Here is a 16,391-nt window from a genome sequence, read left to right as displayed (position 1 = left end):
TTAAGTTCTATCGATCTACCTTATTAAGGTCAACAATTTGAACTTCAACTCTTCTGTTTTCTGCAGCATTTTTGGTATCTGCTTTTGTAGAACCATATCCTTTGGCTATAATTCTTCTTCTTACTACACCTTTATAGTTAAAGAAATTCACCACTTCAATAGCTCTTTTATTAGATAGTTTTCGGTTAAACTCAGGATCACCCTCTGCTGAAGCGTAACCTGAAATTTGAATCCCTAACGCATCATTTTCTTTGAGATGCTCATATATTTCTTGTAGTTGATCTTTATATTTATCATCGAAATTTGCAGCTCCTACATCGAAATAGATTTTATAAACAGGCTCTAAAAGTGATTTGTCATATGTTGCTTCTGGTTTTTGAGCTTTTTCTTTCTTCTGTTTTGCAGCTTCTTCTGTTACATACATGGTAGGTAAAGAATAAATCGTTTCACCCTCTACAACCCTGCTCTTCAGAGTAGTTGTATCACTTTCATCGTAGTAATAAGTTCTGCTGGCAATTTCCATTTCATCTTTATTTTCTGAAAAATCCACATCCTCAATTGGATTAACAGAATACATCAGATCCATCATATAATTAAAGGCAGCAGTATCTTCTGCAGCAATGATGGCATCCATCATATCATAAACATCCAGACTATCGCTTTGCACGAGCATTGCCTCATTGGCTTGTCTTGGTGTGTAAGTACCTTCTTGTTTAGTATCATAAAATGCATTATTAACTGAAACTTCTTGACCTACTACCACATCAAATTGCTTAATCAGATTTAAATTAATTCTTTGATATAATTCATAGAAATATGTCTGATTAGGCACGTTAATATTTAAAGTATAAGGTAAGTATCCATCCGATTCTATAATTAAATCATAATTTTTACCTGGGGGTAAAATGATTAAATAGTTTCCAGTTTCCGGGTCAGGATCATATACATAGTCCACCTTAGTGTTATTTTCATTATCTACTAATTTAATTTTAGTAGGAACAGGCTGCCTTTCTTCTCCTGCTGTTATTTTACCTTTTAACATGGTTAGTGGGATATTGGCATATTTCTCAGGCATATCAAATATGTAAATATCTTGCCCACCGTATCCTCCTTGTCTGTCAGAGGAAAAATAACCTTTACTACCATCAGCGGATAAGGTAAAATAGTTATCGTTTAAAGGTGTGTTGATAGGGTAACCCATATTCTCAGGTGTTGTCCATTTTCCTCCTAATACATTTGTTTTAAAAATATCTCTACCCCCCATGGAATTTTCTCCATTTGAAGTAAAATATAAAGTTTTCATATCCGGATGAATAAATGGAGCATCTTCATCATACTTGGTGTTTACTTCAGGTCCGAGGTTTTTAATATTACCCCATTTGTCATTACCCATATTTTCGGCTACCCATATATCCATTCCACCGTAGCCACCTGGGCGGTTGCTGGCAAAATAAATTTTCTTTCCGTCAGGTGTGATGGATCCAGTACTTTCTAAATCGCGGGAATTTAAGCCTTCAATAGCTGAAGGTTGACTCCATCCATCTCCTTCTTTTCTCATGATATATAGGTTTCCTTTATTTCCAGAACCTATGAATACCAACATTTGCTGACCATCAGCTGAAATACCTGCGGTTCCAACATTTTCGTCCGTTCTAATTTCGATTTTATTTGGCTCGCCCCAATCACCTGATCCTTTATAAGTGATATAGACTTCTTCAGCAGCTCTTCCAGTTCTTGAATTTGGTCTTAATGAAGTAAAAGCCATTACGGATTGATCTGCAGAAACCACTGGGTTATATTCTGTGAATTCCGAGTTGATTGGAGGAGCCATTCTTTGAATATTTATATCCTTTTTCTGCCCCAATAATCTTTTAGCATTTTCAACTTTTGTCAATTCTAACTCAACTTCTGCTCTGGTTTTTTTATCACTTTCGCTTAAGGAATTTAAATATTGATTATAATATTTCGAGGCTTTTTCCACACTTAAGTTTTTGTGAAATGCTTCAGCCATATAGAAATAGACATCATCTGGCAATTCAGACAAACCTCCTTGCTTTTCTAGATTTTCAAAAATACCAGATGCCTTTAATTGATCAGTAGCATTTGACATCTTTAAGTAGGATACCCCTAGCATATAATTGACATAGGGCTCATTAGCACCTAACTCCACCGCTTCAGACAAGGATTTTGCTGCGCCTTCATAATTTTGAATTTTAAAAAGATTTTCACCTCTATAGATCAAGTCATCTATTTTATTCTGTTGACTAAAAACCATAGTTGAGATGCTTAGGCAGAATAATAGTATAAGTGATTTTTTCATAATAATATACTTTAAAATTATTTTCAGCTTGTTTATAGCTTAAATAATACTTTTTCCAACGGATTAATATTTCACTTGTTTATGATAAGAAATATAATCATTTATAGTGGTTTTAGTACTATTGTGCCATAAAGATAAATTTTTTCTTTAAAAATAATACTATCATTATTTGTGCTTATCGATAGCTTTTAGTCTTTGTAACAAAGGAGGATGTGAGTAATGGAAGAATACATACCATTTATGAGGTTTTAAATTGCTCAAACTATCCACTGATAGCTTTTTAAGAGCATTTTGCAATGCTTCTCCATTGTAAGTAATTGTGGCAAATTCATCTGCCTGAAATTCATGTTTTCGACTAATAAAATTTGAAAATAAGGATAAAATTAGGCTGATGGGTGTATAAATAATTCCAAAAGCAATAAAATTTACAGGAAAACTTAGATGTTCGGCTCCTAAAGCTTGGCTTAATGCAGGATTAAAAACCATAAATGACATAATGAAAAGCATAGCACCCGATTGCAATACTCCACTAATCATCCCTGAAATTGTATGTTTCTTTTTATTATGTCCTACCTCATGTGCTAATATAGCTACCAATTCCTCTTCGGTATGCTTTTCCATAAGTGTATCGAAAAGCACTATTTTTTTTCTTTTTCCGAAACCTGAAAAGAATGCATTTGCCTTTGAGGATCTCTTGGAGCCATCCATTATGTAGATGTTCTCAATAGGAAAGTTTACAGATTTCCCATATGCCAGTATTTTTTCTCTTAGTGAGCCTTGCTCAAGCGGGACTAGTTTATTGAACAATGGTAAAATCCAGCTGGTATAGAAAAAATTAGCTCCTATCATAAAAACTGTAATGACTAGCCAAAATATCCACCAAAAGGATTGGCCAATCCATGTAATTAAGAATACAAGCACGCTAAGCAAAATCCCGCCTACTATAATGGTCAATAAATAATTTTTCAACTTATCTTTCCAGAATAGGGATGGGGTCATTTTATTAAATCCGAATTTTTCTTCGATTTTAAAGGTAGAATACCACTGCCAGGGGATATTCCAAATATCATTTATTATGTAAATTATCCCGAAGAAAGCTAAGGTTTGAGTGATGACGGATTCAAAATGAAGTCTTACATAAGAATCCAAATCTCCAAAAATGCCAAAAATTAGTACCAGCAGCATAATTATCAAACTTGATAAACCGCTCCATAGTCCGAACTTTGTGTTTACGCGCTGATACTGTACTGCTTTATCATATTTTTCTTCGTCAAAAATATCCTTTAAATCAGTAGGTAGTTTGGAGTTGGCTTTTTTGTAATTTAATAAATCAATTACTGTATTTAAGGCATAGTCTAAAACTACGACCCAAATGATGATCGTAAAAAATTGATCGGAATTAAAAATCATAAACTAATTTAAAATTTAGGACAAGGCATTACTAATTTATCAGCAGGAGGTCTGCGAGGATCTGTAAGTGAGAGTACATAGGTGATAGAAATCTCATGAGCACCACCACTTCTAATTCCTAAATCGGATAAGGTATAATCAAAACTGTAACCTATCGCTAATTTCTCATAATTATACCCTACTAAAAAAACTAATGATTCGGAGGCTGAGAATCCATTTGGCGTATCAAAAGGAATTCCTCTGTACCAAAGACCAACCACCATAGGTTCTAAAGTACTGTAAAGACCTAAGTCTAATTGCTGAAATCCACCTTGCATTTTATATTGTGCTGTTGGGGTAAGACTTCTTTCGTCTCCGCTTCTTGTAAATCCTTTTCTGTATCCAGTTTTTAAAGGAATTTTATAACCTGCATGAAAGGAATGCTTCATAGGTAGCCTACTTTCTTCTCCTAAAATAGATTGATTGGGTTCGTTTAGATGAAAAACAGAATATCCAAACCAGAAATTTTCAGAATAAAGTACACCTCCAAAAGAAAGATCTAAAAATGTTTTACTTGGCCCTGCTGCTGTTTCTCCAGTAGGGTTTATAAAAGTCTGTGTTTCAGGATCCCATTGATCCCCAAAAGTCAATCGGTCAAAATTCAAATTTCGGTTGTAAACCCCTACTTGCACTCCAGGTCTGAATGTAAGTTGATCGGTTAACCTTAATTGATAAGCATATTGTGCGCCTACTGAAGTTGATCTTAAACCTGCAATGCCTTCTTCATCTCTTGAGATGATAAGACCAACTCCACTTCTTAGTCTGTCAAAATAATGATCGAAATAAGCAGAGTAGGTTACAAAATTAGCGTTTATGCTAGGCCATTGGTTTCTGTAGTTAATCCCAGCACGGCTCATTTGAGTATTTCCAGCAAAAGCTGGATTCAAATACAGAGGAGCCGCATAAAACTGAGAGAATTGCGGATCCTGAGCCTTAACTTCTATTGAGTTTATGAATAATGCTCCAAAAAGCATTAATATGAATAAATTCTTTCTCTTTAAATTATACGGCACAACACAAATTTAATTTCAAAATTTATCGAAAGATAGGAAATAACTAATAAAGTGAGATAATCAAAATAAAAATTTTATAAAATTCTGTTAAAAAATTGAAAAACAGTAAATTGTTCTCGCGTTTATCTATTTATTTTTAAATTTCGATTTAATATCACAAACGTTCATTTATGATAAATCATATATTTCTTAAAAAAGAAAATTTATCTTGATCATTTTACGTTAAACAGTTTATAGTTGCCAACTCTCGATAGTATGAATAATAAAATATTGAAGTTTTTGTTTGTTTCCCTGTTGTTTTCAGCTCAAATAGCAGATGCACAGGATTTTTCTGAATCATTTTGGTTTTTCGGAAATAACAATGATGCTATCCAATTTGATAGAAATGATGATAGACAATCCTTATTTATTGAATCTCAAGCTACCCCTTTCGGGAACCAAGGTTCAGCTGTTGCTGCAAATGCTGTCGATGGTCAATTACTTTTTTATACTGATGGAAATGTAGTTTATGGCAAAAATCATGATGTATTGCCTGGTGGAAATTCATTAGGAGGAGATATTACTTTAAGACATCCAGTTGCCATAGCACCCTCTAATAACCCGAATGATGATATTTTTTATGTCTACATAATCAATGCCTCCGGTGACTTACAGCAATTAAGCGTAGATATGTCTTTAGGAGATTTTGGGGAAGTGACTGCTTCTGCTCAAGGTACAGGTTTTTCTAATCTAAGTGAGTTTGTTAATTCTTACAAAATTGGAGATGAATACTTCTTGCTTTTTCAATCAGAAAATAGGTTGGAAATGGCTCAAATTCAGAATGATGGGAGCCTTTTAAGTGTAGCGGATCATAATTTTTCAATTGATTTTAGTTTGACTAATGTTTCTTTCAGGTCACCCGAAAGCGATACCATTCAATTAGCATTGTCTTCAGCTAATGTAAATGGAAATCCTAAAAATCTTATTTTATTGGAATTGGATTTGTCAGATATTTCAAATCCTGTTTTCCAAAATGAAGAAATTCTTCCGAATACAGGCGCTATAAATCAGGTTATAACTGATTTAGAATGGTCAGTTGGCGGAAGAAATTTATACTACAGCCGAAATAATACTAATACCGGAGAAGGTCGACTCATTCAGTTAAATCTAGATAGTGCAACTTCTGAAAATGTTTTAAACAGAACGGTCTCCAATGTAGATGCCCTTAAAAATGGCCCTGATGGTAATTTATATTTTCTATATAATAATGGGGCCGATGAATTTTTAAGTAGAGTATTGGAAGCAGATTCAGTTCCTGATTCCTTAACAGTTGAATGGGACTTATTTAACAACAACTCTTTCGGACAAGCTAGAAATTTTCCTAATGTGGCACCACCAGCTTTAATTGATGGTAATGTTCGGTTTGATTGGTATACCTCAGCACTCAATGCGTCAATTTGCCAGAATAATCCCGTTTCATTTTTTGCTGATTATAGCGATTTGGACGATATAACTTCTCTTTCTTGGGATTTTGGAGATGGTCAGACTTCAGACGCAATCAGTCCTAATGTTATATATGAAGAGGCAGGGCAATACAATGTTGTTTTAACCATAAATGCAGGCGGAAATTTAATAATTGACACTGCAGCCGTAACCGTGAACCAATTTGATTCAGAAGTTCAGCTACAAGATACTACCGTTTGTGAATTACCCTTAGAGAATTATGGGCCTACACTTTCTGACGGGTCTGATCCTGATGAGGTAGTTTGGATAAATCCTGACCCTGAAAAATTCACTGATAATGGTGATGGGACCGCTACCTTCCAACAATCTGGTGTTTATACAGCTGCGGTAACAGTAGGGAATTGTACAGTAACAGCAAGTTTTGAGCTAACTTTATTTGAGGAGCAAAAACAGCTATCCAACTTTTGGTATTTTGGAGATGGGGCTGGAATAGATTTTAATGGAGATGCATGACCTGTAGCCGTCACAGATGGAAATATTGAAGCAGAGGAAGGGTGTACCACAGTTTCAGATGATAATGGTGATTTATTATTTTATACCAATGGTGATGTGATCTGGGATTCAGAGCATAATGTTATGGGAAATGGTACTGAATTAGGAGGTGATCCAGCTTCATCCCAAGGAGTTATAGCGGTGGCTCACGGTTCTGATCCTTCACTTTATTATCTTTTTCTTAATGATGATGTAAGTTCTGGTGATAATGTATTTTCCTATGCTTTGGTGGATATGAAATTAAATAATGGCTTAGGAGATGTTGTTTTGAAAGATCGTAAAATTTATAGTAGAAGTACTGAGAAAGTGGCTGCTCAAGGTGTTGAAAATACCAATGTGCTAACTCATGAATTAGGTAGCAACAGTTACAGATTATATCCTGTAAATGATCAAGGTATAAATGCAGCAGAATACATATCACAGGGAAGCGATTATTTCTCTAATTCGTCTTCTAATGGTTATTTGAAATATGCTGCGGGTGGAGACAAAGTGGCTCAAGCATATAATTCTGGAGGTGCCTTTATAGATTTTCTAAGAAGAGATAGTGTTGAAAATTGGGAAGAAGCACTTTTGGATGTCAATTTTGGTGGAACAGTATACGGAATAGAATTTTCTCCTAGCAGTAATTTACTTTATGCAACCATCAATGATGGATTAAACTCACTTCTACTTCAAATTCCAGTTGATGATGATTATACTATTGAGGAGATTGAAAATCCAGATAGTGTTACTGTAGCAGAGCTGAATTTTGAAGCTGGAGCTTTACAAACAGGGCCAAATGGGCAAATTTATATTGCCGCTAATAATAGTCCTGAAGTTTATACCATTGGTTCTCCGGATCAAAGGTTTTCACCTGAAAATGGCGAAAATTTAGCGGCAACATTACAACCCTTTAACTTAGCAGGCAGAACAAGTAGATTAGGCCTTCCTAATTTTGTGCAAAATTTATCTACTCCTAATCAGGAGCCTTCTATTAATGTTATTGCAGGTTGTACATCCGATCCTATTATTTTACAAGGGGTAGGGAAAACTAACTTCGATCAATTTAGCTGGACTATAACACCGGAAGGAAGTAGTAGCAGTGCCTATACATCCAATAATCAAAATGATACTTTAGATATTGAGTTAGATCCTGGTGTTTATGAAGCTTCTTTAAGAATAACTAATGAGTGTGGTTATGATGAGCTTTTGGTTGAGAATTTTGAATTATTTCCTAGTCCAGATGTAAGCAATGTTGTTACTCCAAGAACTTTCTGTGGAAGTACTTTGACTTTGGGAGAAGATATTGTAGATGAACCAGGTCATTCATATTTATGGAGTACGGGAGATACAACTCAAACTATTGATGTAACCGAAACTGGAAATTATACTGTTACAATTACAAGTGAAAATGGCTGTATTTCAACTGCGGAAATTTTTGCAGGTTCGTCCATATGATGTTGATTTAGGTGGAGATAGAACTTTATGTCAAGATGAAAATCTTAGGTTAAGTGCTGGAGGCAATGCAAATAATTATCGTTGGTTTGTGGATGACGTTGAGCAATCTGCTAGTGGACAGAATTTCAATGTGGATACAAGTATTCCAGGTACTTTTATGGTAAGGGTAGAAATTCCTGACCCGCTCGATCCTGATTGTTTTGCCGAGGATGAAATAGAGGTAGTTGTTAATGAAAACCCAGTTATTATTATTGATAATACTACTAGCCCAACTTGTGGAAGTAGCGATGGAGAAATAGAGATAAGTGTTAATGGTGGTTCTAATGATCTAAATATTTCATGGTCTGGGCCAACAACAGTTCCAGATGGCGAAACTATTGGAAGTAATTTAGCTGCAGGAACTTATAATATCACTGTTACTGATAATTTGACAAACTGTAGCACAACAGAGACAGTAGCATTAACAAATTCTGAATTTAATGTAAGTGTAAATCAAACTGCAGATTGTGAACCTAATAATCAGTCTATAGAGGTTACACTTACGCAAAATGCTGATACGCTTAAAGCTGATTTTGTATGGGAGATTCTTAATCAGGAAGGAAATGTAGAGCAGAATGGAACATCAGCTGATTCAGTATTTACAGTAAATGGTCTAAGCGAAGGGACATATAGTATAGAAGTAACCGATCAGGATGGTACTGGTTGTTTAGGTGTTGCTACTTTTGATCTCCAATTACCAGATTCAGTAAGCTTTAATCCAGATGATAATGTGTTCGGGTGCGGTTCAGGATACGACCTGTACGGATATTTGGAAGGATTAAATGCTAATGCGACATATAGTATATCACCAAATCCAGCGGACTCATCAAATGTTACTGCCGGGGTATATGAGGTCACTGCTACTGAAGGATCATTTTGTCCATCAACTGCTACAATTAATGTTGAATTAAGCCCTCAAGCTAATATTTTAGATATTGAAAATACTATAGATTGTGATGGTGGTAGGACGCTAACGGCTATTTTAGATGGACAAGATCCAAATGATTTCACTTTTAATTGGAGTAATGGTTCACAAGGACAAAGCATTACAGTGAATCAAACTGGAACATTTACGGTTACAGTTAGTCCAAATGGAAACATTTCTTGTGCCGAACAAATGTCAATAAATGTAGAAGAAAATTATGAGCCATTAGAAGCAAGTTTGGAATCAGAAGTGAACTGTGAAGATGGTACCATTTTATTAAGAGGTATTGTTAGCGGAGCCAGCGGAGAATATAATGTTACCCTAACAAATGCTGCAGGAGTAAACATCCCTACTGTAGACAATTCGCAAAGCTCTCTGGAATGGAATATTACTGAGTCAGGATCTTATACTTTTACAGCAAATGACAATGGGCCTGGTGGATGTGATCCTGTTATTATCAATAGAGATTTAACTGTTCAAGAAATCTTTGAGCCTGAAATTCAAAATACGTATTTTATTTGTCCGACAGGCTTAGAAGCAGAAAGAACAGTTACCTTAGACCCTGGTTCTTTTGGTAGCTATACTTGGACATTGCCAAATGGAAGTACTTCTAATAGCAGAACTGTGATAGCAAATGAGCCAGGAGAATACAGAGTAATATTAACAGCTGCTGGTTGTGAATATGATATATCTACTACAGTTTTAGAAGATTGTCAGCCGAAAGTGTTTGCTCCAAATGCTGTTAGACCAGCAAGTTCTGTCGCTCAGAACAGAGCTTTTAGAGTTTTTGCTAACGAATATGTAGGTGAATTCCAGATAATTATTTTTAATAGATGGGGTACTATAGTTTATCAATCGAACGATAAAAACTTTGAATGGGATGCCACTGATTTAAATGGTGTTGAAGTCCCTCAAGGATTATATGCGTATATTATCAACTTCAAAAGTACAGATGAAGATGGTAGAACTTATGAACAAAGGGGTGGAGTAAATGTAGTCAGGTAATAGATAAAACCTGACTACTCTATTTTCTTTTGAAAAGATTCGGGCATATTGGCAATTTTTCTTTTTTCATAATCAAAGAATATTATACCGGTTTTTCCAATTGCTGCTATTTTTCCATCTAATTTCTTGAAACGATAAACAAAATCACATCCATATTTATTGAGGTCTTTGATTCCAATTTCAATGGCTAATTCCTCATGAGCAAATACTTCCGCTTTATAGCTTATGGCAGCATCGGTTTGAATATTTCCCAATCCATCAATATCCAATTCACTTTCGTACCCTAATGATTTAAGGAATTGAACTCTGGCATCATGCATAAAAGCAAAAATCCGATCATTGCCGACATGACCACCATAGTTTAAATCAGTAATCCTTGTGGTTATTTTAGCTGAAAATAAATAGTTCTCAGGCTCATCAATTTTTACTCTACTCATTTTTATTCTTTATTTGATTTTTTCTCATTTCAGATATTAATTTTTTACTTCTTTTTGAATTTATGATAACTAATAATTTAGAGATACCTCTTTCAATAGGTGTGATGGATAAGGCTAAAACCACATTGATGGCAAAAGTGTACACTGGAGACTCATCAACATACCCTTCTAAATTATTTTCAAATATTGTTGCAAAAAATTCTAAAATTAAAATTAAGGTCAGAAAAGTGAAAGTCTTAGTAAGATATGAACTTTGATTAGTTGTGTTTAACCGAATTGATATTATAATTAATATGCTAAAAAACACTATTTCTATGATATAAAACCACCAGGTTTGCCAATAAGGCGGTAAAACTTCAAAATAAAGATCGAAATTACTTATTTCGCTATTAAGTATGGTTTTAGCTTTAATTTGTAACTTATAATCACCAGTCGGAATGTAAGGGAAGTCGATTTCTCTATTTTTCGACCAAGAAGACCAATCATCCATTAATCCTTTTACAAAATATTGATATTCCACCTCTTCCTTAAATAAGTATTCTGGAGTACTAAGTATTACTTTTAAATTATTTTGCCCATGTTTTAATTCAATAAATTCATCACTTTCAACCCATTTATTTTCAACCATAACAGCATCAATAAATGTTTTGGGTAAAGGATAATTTTCCTTATTACTCGATTTCCATCGAATAATTTGTTCATCAGTGGTAAAAAATATAGTAGAGTCATTTACCATATTAATATTCTTTACAGCAGGAACAATATGCATCCATTTGATAGCTTGAAAAGATAATTGACTATTCAATGTACTCCACTCATCATTTGATGACAATAGCCAAACATTGTTTTTTTGATCTTTTAAGAAATATTTTAGAGGTGATTTGAATAAAGAATCAATTTTTAATTGATATGAAACTAAGTCGAGTTCTAAAATGGCATCTGAGCGTATTAGTTTAACTTTGTTTTCTTGAGTATAAATGACTAACTCTTCCGAGAAATTATTCGAGATATCCAGCTTTTTTGAAGTATTTAAGGACTGTCCATCAATTCTAAAGATTTCTAGAATATTATCTCCAACTGCTATTAACTTATCATTTTTAATGAGTAGATCGTGGAAAATATTATTTGAATGTTTTGTTAATGTGTTTTCAGGATTAGATAAATCAAGACTAAACAATCCTTGTTCATGAGTCAACCATAAAATTCTTTTTCCAAATTGGGAGTAGAGTTTTTTAACCATTTTAAGGTTTGAAATTTTTATAACTTCTTGTCTATCTACTAAGAAAATTCCAGTATTACTTCTGGCAATTAAGCCATAATCAGTATCTAATATAGTTTCTATTTGTCCTGCAACCTCACTGATTTTTTGATACTCAAAATCAATTGATTTTAGTCTGCTGATGTCTATCGTTTTAACTATTGAACGATATTTTGGACTGGAACCTGATTTTTTAGATTTAGAATTTTCGTCTACTGTATTTCGAATAGAATCTCTCAATTGTTGCTCTTTTTCCTCAAGCTTTTTTCTTAGTGCCTTAAATCTAATTCCATCATTACGATATATTGTCCTATATTTTTTTAATTCTTCGCTTATGAATTCCTCTTGAGCATCATTCTCTCCAAAACTGAATAAGTCTTCCAGGAAATTGTCTGATTTCGCTTCTTTTTCAACCTTTGGTTCATTAGGGGTAGCTATTTTTACTTTCTGAACCAGTTTTTTTTGAAGGGTTTCATAATCCTTCACTTCCTTTAAATAAAATAACCCCTCAGTGGAGCCAACCCAAAAAGTATCGTTTCTGATCAATGTTGCCTCTGGTAAACCATCTAAACCAGGATAGAATTGAAAATCAGAAAGCGGAATATTTATTGATGCCCTCGACAAGCCATATGGATGGGCTAACCACAAACCGTTCTGACGATCCATAGTTAGTGCAGTGACTTCATTCGTAGGTAAACCATTATAATTTTGAATGGTAGAAACTATCTCCCCAGATTTTTCTTCAGCTAAAACTACTCCACCACTTAGTGTAGAAATAATAAGTTTATGATTAAATAATTTACCTGAAATAGGATAGTTTTCATTAAGATATTCATTTAATTCTGATGAGTATGGGGCAAAATCTTGTCCGTCAAAAGAATAAAAATCACCGTTGTCATAAGCGAAGTATAAACTATTTGTACCTTTTATTGAGAATAAAAAATCAGTGTTTTGAGGGGCGTATAAATTTAAGTCCACCCAGGTGCCATCTATATTTTCCAATAAATAATTATCCTCAAAAGCATAAAGTTTTTCGTTAAATACAAAAACATCTTTATAGCCTAATTGAGACTCATAAACATCTGTTTTTTTGAAATCTTCATCTAGAATATGGATTTTTTCATCAAGGAGTAAATAATATTTATTGTCAAAATGAATTAAATCAACGACTGGTGAAATAATAGGAATAGAAAGGAGTTTTTCTAGTTTATTTTGATGAAACATATCCTCTCTCATTTTATAAATCCCATCTTTAGCCAAAACAATTGTACTTTCTTTTAACTCAAGAAATTTAATTGGACTACTAGAAATTTCAATTTTTAACCATGAATTGCCATCAAATTGAAGTATCCCTTTTTTGTAGGCTACTAATAATCTGCCTTGTCCATCAATTTTAAGATCATTAAAATTATAATCCTGTGTTGATATGGGAACCTTATAATGATTTAATGGAACATCTCCCTCTTGGCCAAAATAGAATAACTACTGATCAATAAAAAAATGAGAAAATATAGGTATTTCATGGGGTGGAAAATATTTAATCTTAAATGTAAAGATATTGAAATAATTCTATTTTAAGTTTTTACTTCCTGTATATGAACCCCTTTTTAAACAAATAAGGTGATATAAGTACAATTTTTGGCATGTATATCAATGTTAAAAGCTTGAATAATGTCAGAAAGTCTTGAAAAGTTTAAATTCAAACTTAAAATAAGTCATAAAGTCAGTATTATTGAAATGGTAAAGGAATTGTTGTAGAAAGCTTGTATTGAAAATCAAATCTTACAAAAATGAACTTAAACGAATATACTATAAAATCGCAAGAGGCCATTCAAAAGGCTGCTGAAATTGCAATGGGTAATGGTCAACAAGCCATTGAGACTGGACATCTCCTTAAAGCAATTCAGCAAACTGATGAGAATGTGCTCACCTTTGTAAACAAGAAGTTGAATATTAACAAAGCATTTCTTGATAATAAATTAGAAGAGTTGGTGGAGAGCTATCCTAAAGTAAGTGGAGCTCAGCCTTATCTTTCAAACGATGCTCATAAAGCAATGACTGAAGCTAAAAAATTCTTAAAAGAATTTAAGGATGATTATGTGGCTATTGAGCATTTAATTTTAGGAATTTTAAAGACAGGAGACAAAACTTCAAGTTTATTGAAGGATGCTGGCTTTGCTGAAAAAGATTTAATAAAAGCTATAAAGGAACTTAGAGGCGGAGATTCTGTAAAAGATCAAAATGCTGAGTCAAAATACCGTTCTTTAGAGCGTTATTCAATTAACCTCAACGAACAAGCCAAGGCAGGTAAAATCGATCCTGTCATCGGAAGGGATGAGGAAATAAGAAGAGTTTTACAAATCCTCTCACGTACTGACCAAAAACAATCCAATATTATTGGGAGAGCCTGGTGTTGGTAAAACAGCCATTGTGGAAGGAATGGCTCAAAGAATTGTGGATGGAGATGTTCCTGAAAACCTAAAGGAAAAAATATTGATATCCTTAGATATGGGACTTTTAGTGGCTGGAGCCAAATATAAAGGAGAATTTGAGGAAAGATTAAAATCTGTTATTAAAGAAGTAACAGACTCTGACGGGCAAATAATTTTATTTATTGATGAGATACATACCTTAATTGGAGCTGGTGGTGGAGAAGGTGCTATGGATGCAGCTAATTTATTGAAACCTGCTTTGGCAAGAGGGGAGTTGCATGCAATTGGCGCCACAACCTTAAAAGAATATCAAAAATATGTAGAAAAGGATAAAGCGCTAGAAAGAAGATTTCAAGCGGTTAACGTAGATGAACCTTCTCAGGAAGATGCTATTTCTATTTTGAGAGGGATTAAGGATAAATATGAGGTGCATCATGGGGTTAGAATTAAAGATGATGCTGTAATAGCGGCAGTAGAACTTTCTAGCCGATATATCTCTGATCGTTTTCTACCGGACAAGGCCATAGATTTAATGGATGAGGCAGCTTCAAAAATGAGAATTGAGATTGATTCTTTACCTGAAGAACTAGATGAGCTAAATCGTAAAATCATGCAGTTGGAGATCGAGCGAGAAGCCATGCGTAGGGAGAAAAATAAGGACAAAGAAGCTACAGTGAATAGGGAATTGGCTGACCTGGAGGAAAAGCGTAAAGATTTACGAGCGAAATGGGAAAGTGAAAAAGAAGTTATTCAAGGTATTCAAAAGCAAAAGGAACATATTGATAAACTGAAATTGGAGGCTGAACAAGCTGAGCGTTCCGGTGATTTTGGGAAAGTAGCCGAAATCAGATATGGTAAATTATCTGAAGCTGAAGCAAAACTCAATGAATTCCAAAGCAAAATGAAAGAGATGCAAAACTCAAGTCATACGCTTTTGAAAGAAGAAGTTGGTTCAGAGGAAATTGCAGAAATTGTAGCTCGATGGACTGGAATTCCTGTCACGAAAATGCTCCAAAGTGACCGTGAGAAGTTATTGCACTTAGAGGAAGAATTAGGTAGGAGAGTAGCTGGCCAAAGAGAGGCGATAGCTGCTTTATCAGATGCAGTTAGGCGAAGTAGAGCTGGATTGCAAGACCCTAGGAAACCAATTGGATCCTTTATTTTTATGGGTACTACTGGGGTGGGTAAAACTGAGTTGGCTAAAGCACTTGCAGAATATCTCTTTAATGATGACAATGCAATGGTTAGAATCGATATGTCGGAATATCAAGAAAGACATGCAGTCAGCCGATTGGTAGGTGCGCCTCCAGGTTACGTAGGATATGATGAGGGCGGTCAGCTTACAGAGGCTGTAAGAAGAAAGCCATATTCTGTTATCCTATTAGATGAGATTGAAAAAGCTCATCCAGACACGTTTAATATTTTATTGCAGGTATTGGATGATGGTCGTTTGACTGATAATAAAGGTAGATTAGCCAATTTCAAGAATACCATTATAATTATGACCACTAACATTGGTTCTAGCTTAATTCAAGATCGACTAAGCCCCGAAAATTATAGTGGTGATGAATGGAAAAAAGATCAGGTTTTAGCAGAAACTAAAAATGAGGTTTTTGAATTGCTTAAGAAATCTGTAAAGCCTGAATTTTTAAACAGAATTGATGAAACCATAATGTTTGAACCATTGAATGAGCAGATATTGCGACAAATTGTAACTATTCAATGGAAAGAAGTTCAAATGAGATTGAAGGAAAATGGTATCCAAATAGATGCGACACAGGATGTACTCGATTATTTAGGTAGAATTGGATATGATCCTCAATTTGGAGCTCGGCCATTGAAAAGGGTGATGCAAAGAACAATTTTAAATGAATTGTCTAAGCAAATTCTAAGTGGAGAAATCAGTAATGATAGCACTGTTCTAATCGAAATGGAGAATGAAGAGATAGTCTTTAGAAATGTAGAAGATGTAGAAATTGAATAGGCTAACAAAAATTAATTTAAAAAACCGTAGCAATTAAGATTGCTACGGTTTTTTATTTGGTATAATCACAAACTAGAGCAAAGTAAATGTCCATGAA

At 34.2% G+C, this 16,391-nt stretch carries 8 protein-coding genes and 1 pseudogene; 4 read left to right on the top strand and 5 right to left on the bottom strand.

What is annotated here, in order from left to right:
- Positions 1-7: 7 nt before the first annotated feature.
- The 3 genes from ABWH96_RS17825 to ABWH96_RS17815 form a co-directional block, all read right to left on the bottom strand.
- Positions 8-2,320 (bottom strand): OmpA family protein, encoded by a 2,313-nt coding sequence (locus ABWH96_RS17825; protein ID WP_375578857.1) that lies wholly within the window; start codon positions 2,318-2,320, stop codon positions 8-10.
- Between the two features lie 165 nt (positions 2,321-2,485).
- A complete protein-coding gene (locus tag ABWH96_RS17820) occupies positions 2,486-3,730 on the bottom strand; it encodes a M48 family metallopeptidase (protein WP_375578856.1) in 1,245 nt (414 codons plus the stop codon).
- Positions 3,731-3,738: 8 nt separating this feature from the next.
- Positions 3,739-4,782: a type IX secretion system membrane protein PorP/SprF gene (locus ABWH96_RS17815; RefSeq protein ID WP_375578855.1), complete on the bottom strand. Its 1,044-nt coding sequence runs from the start codon at positions 4,780-4,782 to the stop codon at positions 3,739-3,741.
- Positions 4,783-5,037: 255 nt separating this feature from the next.
- Between ABWH96_RS17815 and ABWH96_RS17810 the strand changes: the two genes are divergently transcribed.
- From ABWH96_RS17810 to ABWH96_RS17800, 3 genes are all read left to right on the top strand, one after another.
- Positions 5,038-6,738, top strand: a complete 1,701-nt coding sequence (locus tag ABWH96_RS17810; protein ID WP_375578854.1) for a PKD domain-containing protein — start codon at positions 5,038-5,040, stop codon at positions 6,736-6,738.
- Positions 6,739-6,834: 96 nt separating this feature from the next.
- Entirely contained in the window at positions 6,835-8,214 is a 1,380-nt protein-coding gene (locus tag ABWH96_RS17805; RefSeq protein WP_375578853.1) for a hypothetical protein, read from the top strand.
- The gene (locus ABWH96_RS17800; protein WP_375578852.1) at positions 8,168-10,183 is read left to right on the top strand and encodes a gliding motility-associated C-terminal domain-containing protein; all 2,016 of its coding nucleotides are present in this window, start codon (positions 8,168-8,170) and stop codon (positions 10,181-10,183) included. Before ABWH96_RS17805 ends, ABWH96_RS17800 begins: the two co-directional genes overlap by 47 nt.
- A gap of 14 nt (positions 10,184-10,197) precedes the next feature.
- Here ABWH96_RS17800 and ABWH96_RS17795 read toward each other — a convergent pair whose 3' ends face one another.
- Entirely contained in the window at positions 10,198-10,620 is a 423-nt protein-coding gene (locus tag ABWH96_RS17795; RefSeq protein WP_375578851.1) for a thioesterase family protein, read from the bottom strand.
- Positions 10,613-13,102, bottom strand: coding sequence for a triple tyrosine motif-containing protein (locus tag ABWH96_RS17790; protein ID WP_375578850.1), 2,490 nt, complete (start codon positions 13,100-13,102; stop codon positions 10,613-10,615). Before ABWH96_RS17790 ends, ABWH96_RS17795 begins: the two co-directional genes overlap by 8 nt.
- A gap of 566 nt (positions 13,103-13,668) precedes the next feature.
- Here ABWH96_RS17790 and clpB point away from each other — a divergent pair.
- Positions 13,669-16,294, top strand: a pseudogene (gene clpB, locus ABWH96_RS17785) (ATP-dependent chaperone ClpB).
- The last annotated feature ends 97 nt before the right edge of the window (positions 16,295-16,391 follow it).

It is taken from the genome of Marivirga tractuosa, from assembly GCF_042140215.1.
In the GTDB taxonomy this organism is placed as follows: Bacteria; Bacteroidota; Bacteroidia; order Cytophagales; family Cyclobacteriaceae; genus Marivirga; species Marivirga tractuosa_A.
The sequence above is the reverse complement of the archived record's forward strand: the minus strand, read 5'-3'. Positions and strand labels throughout refer to the sequence as shown.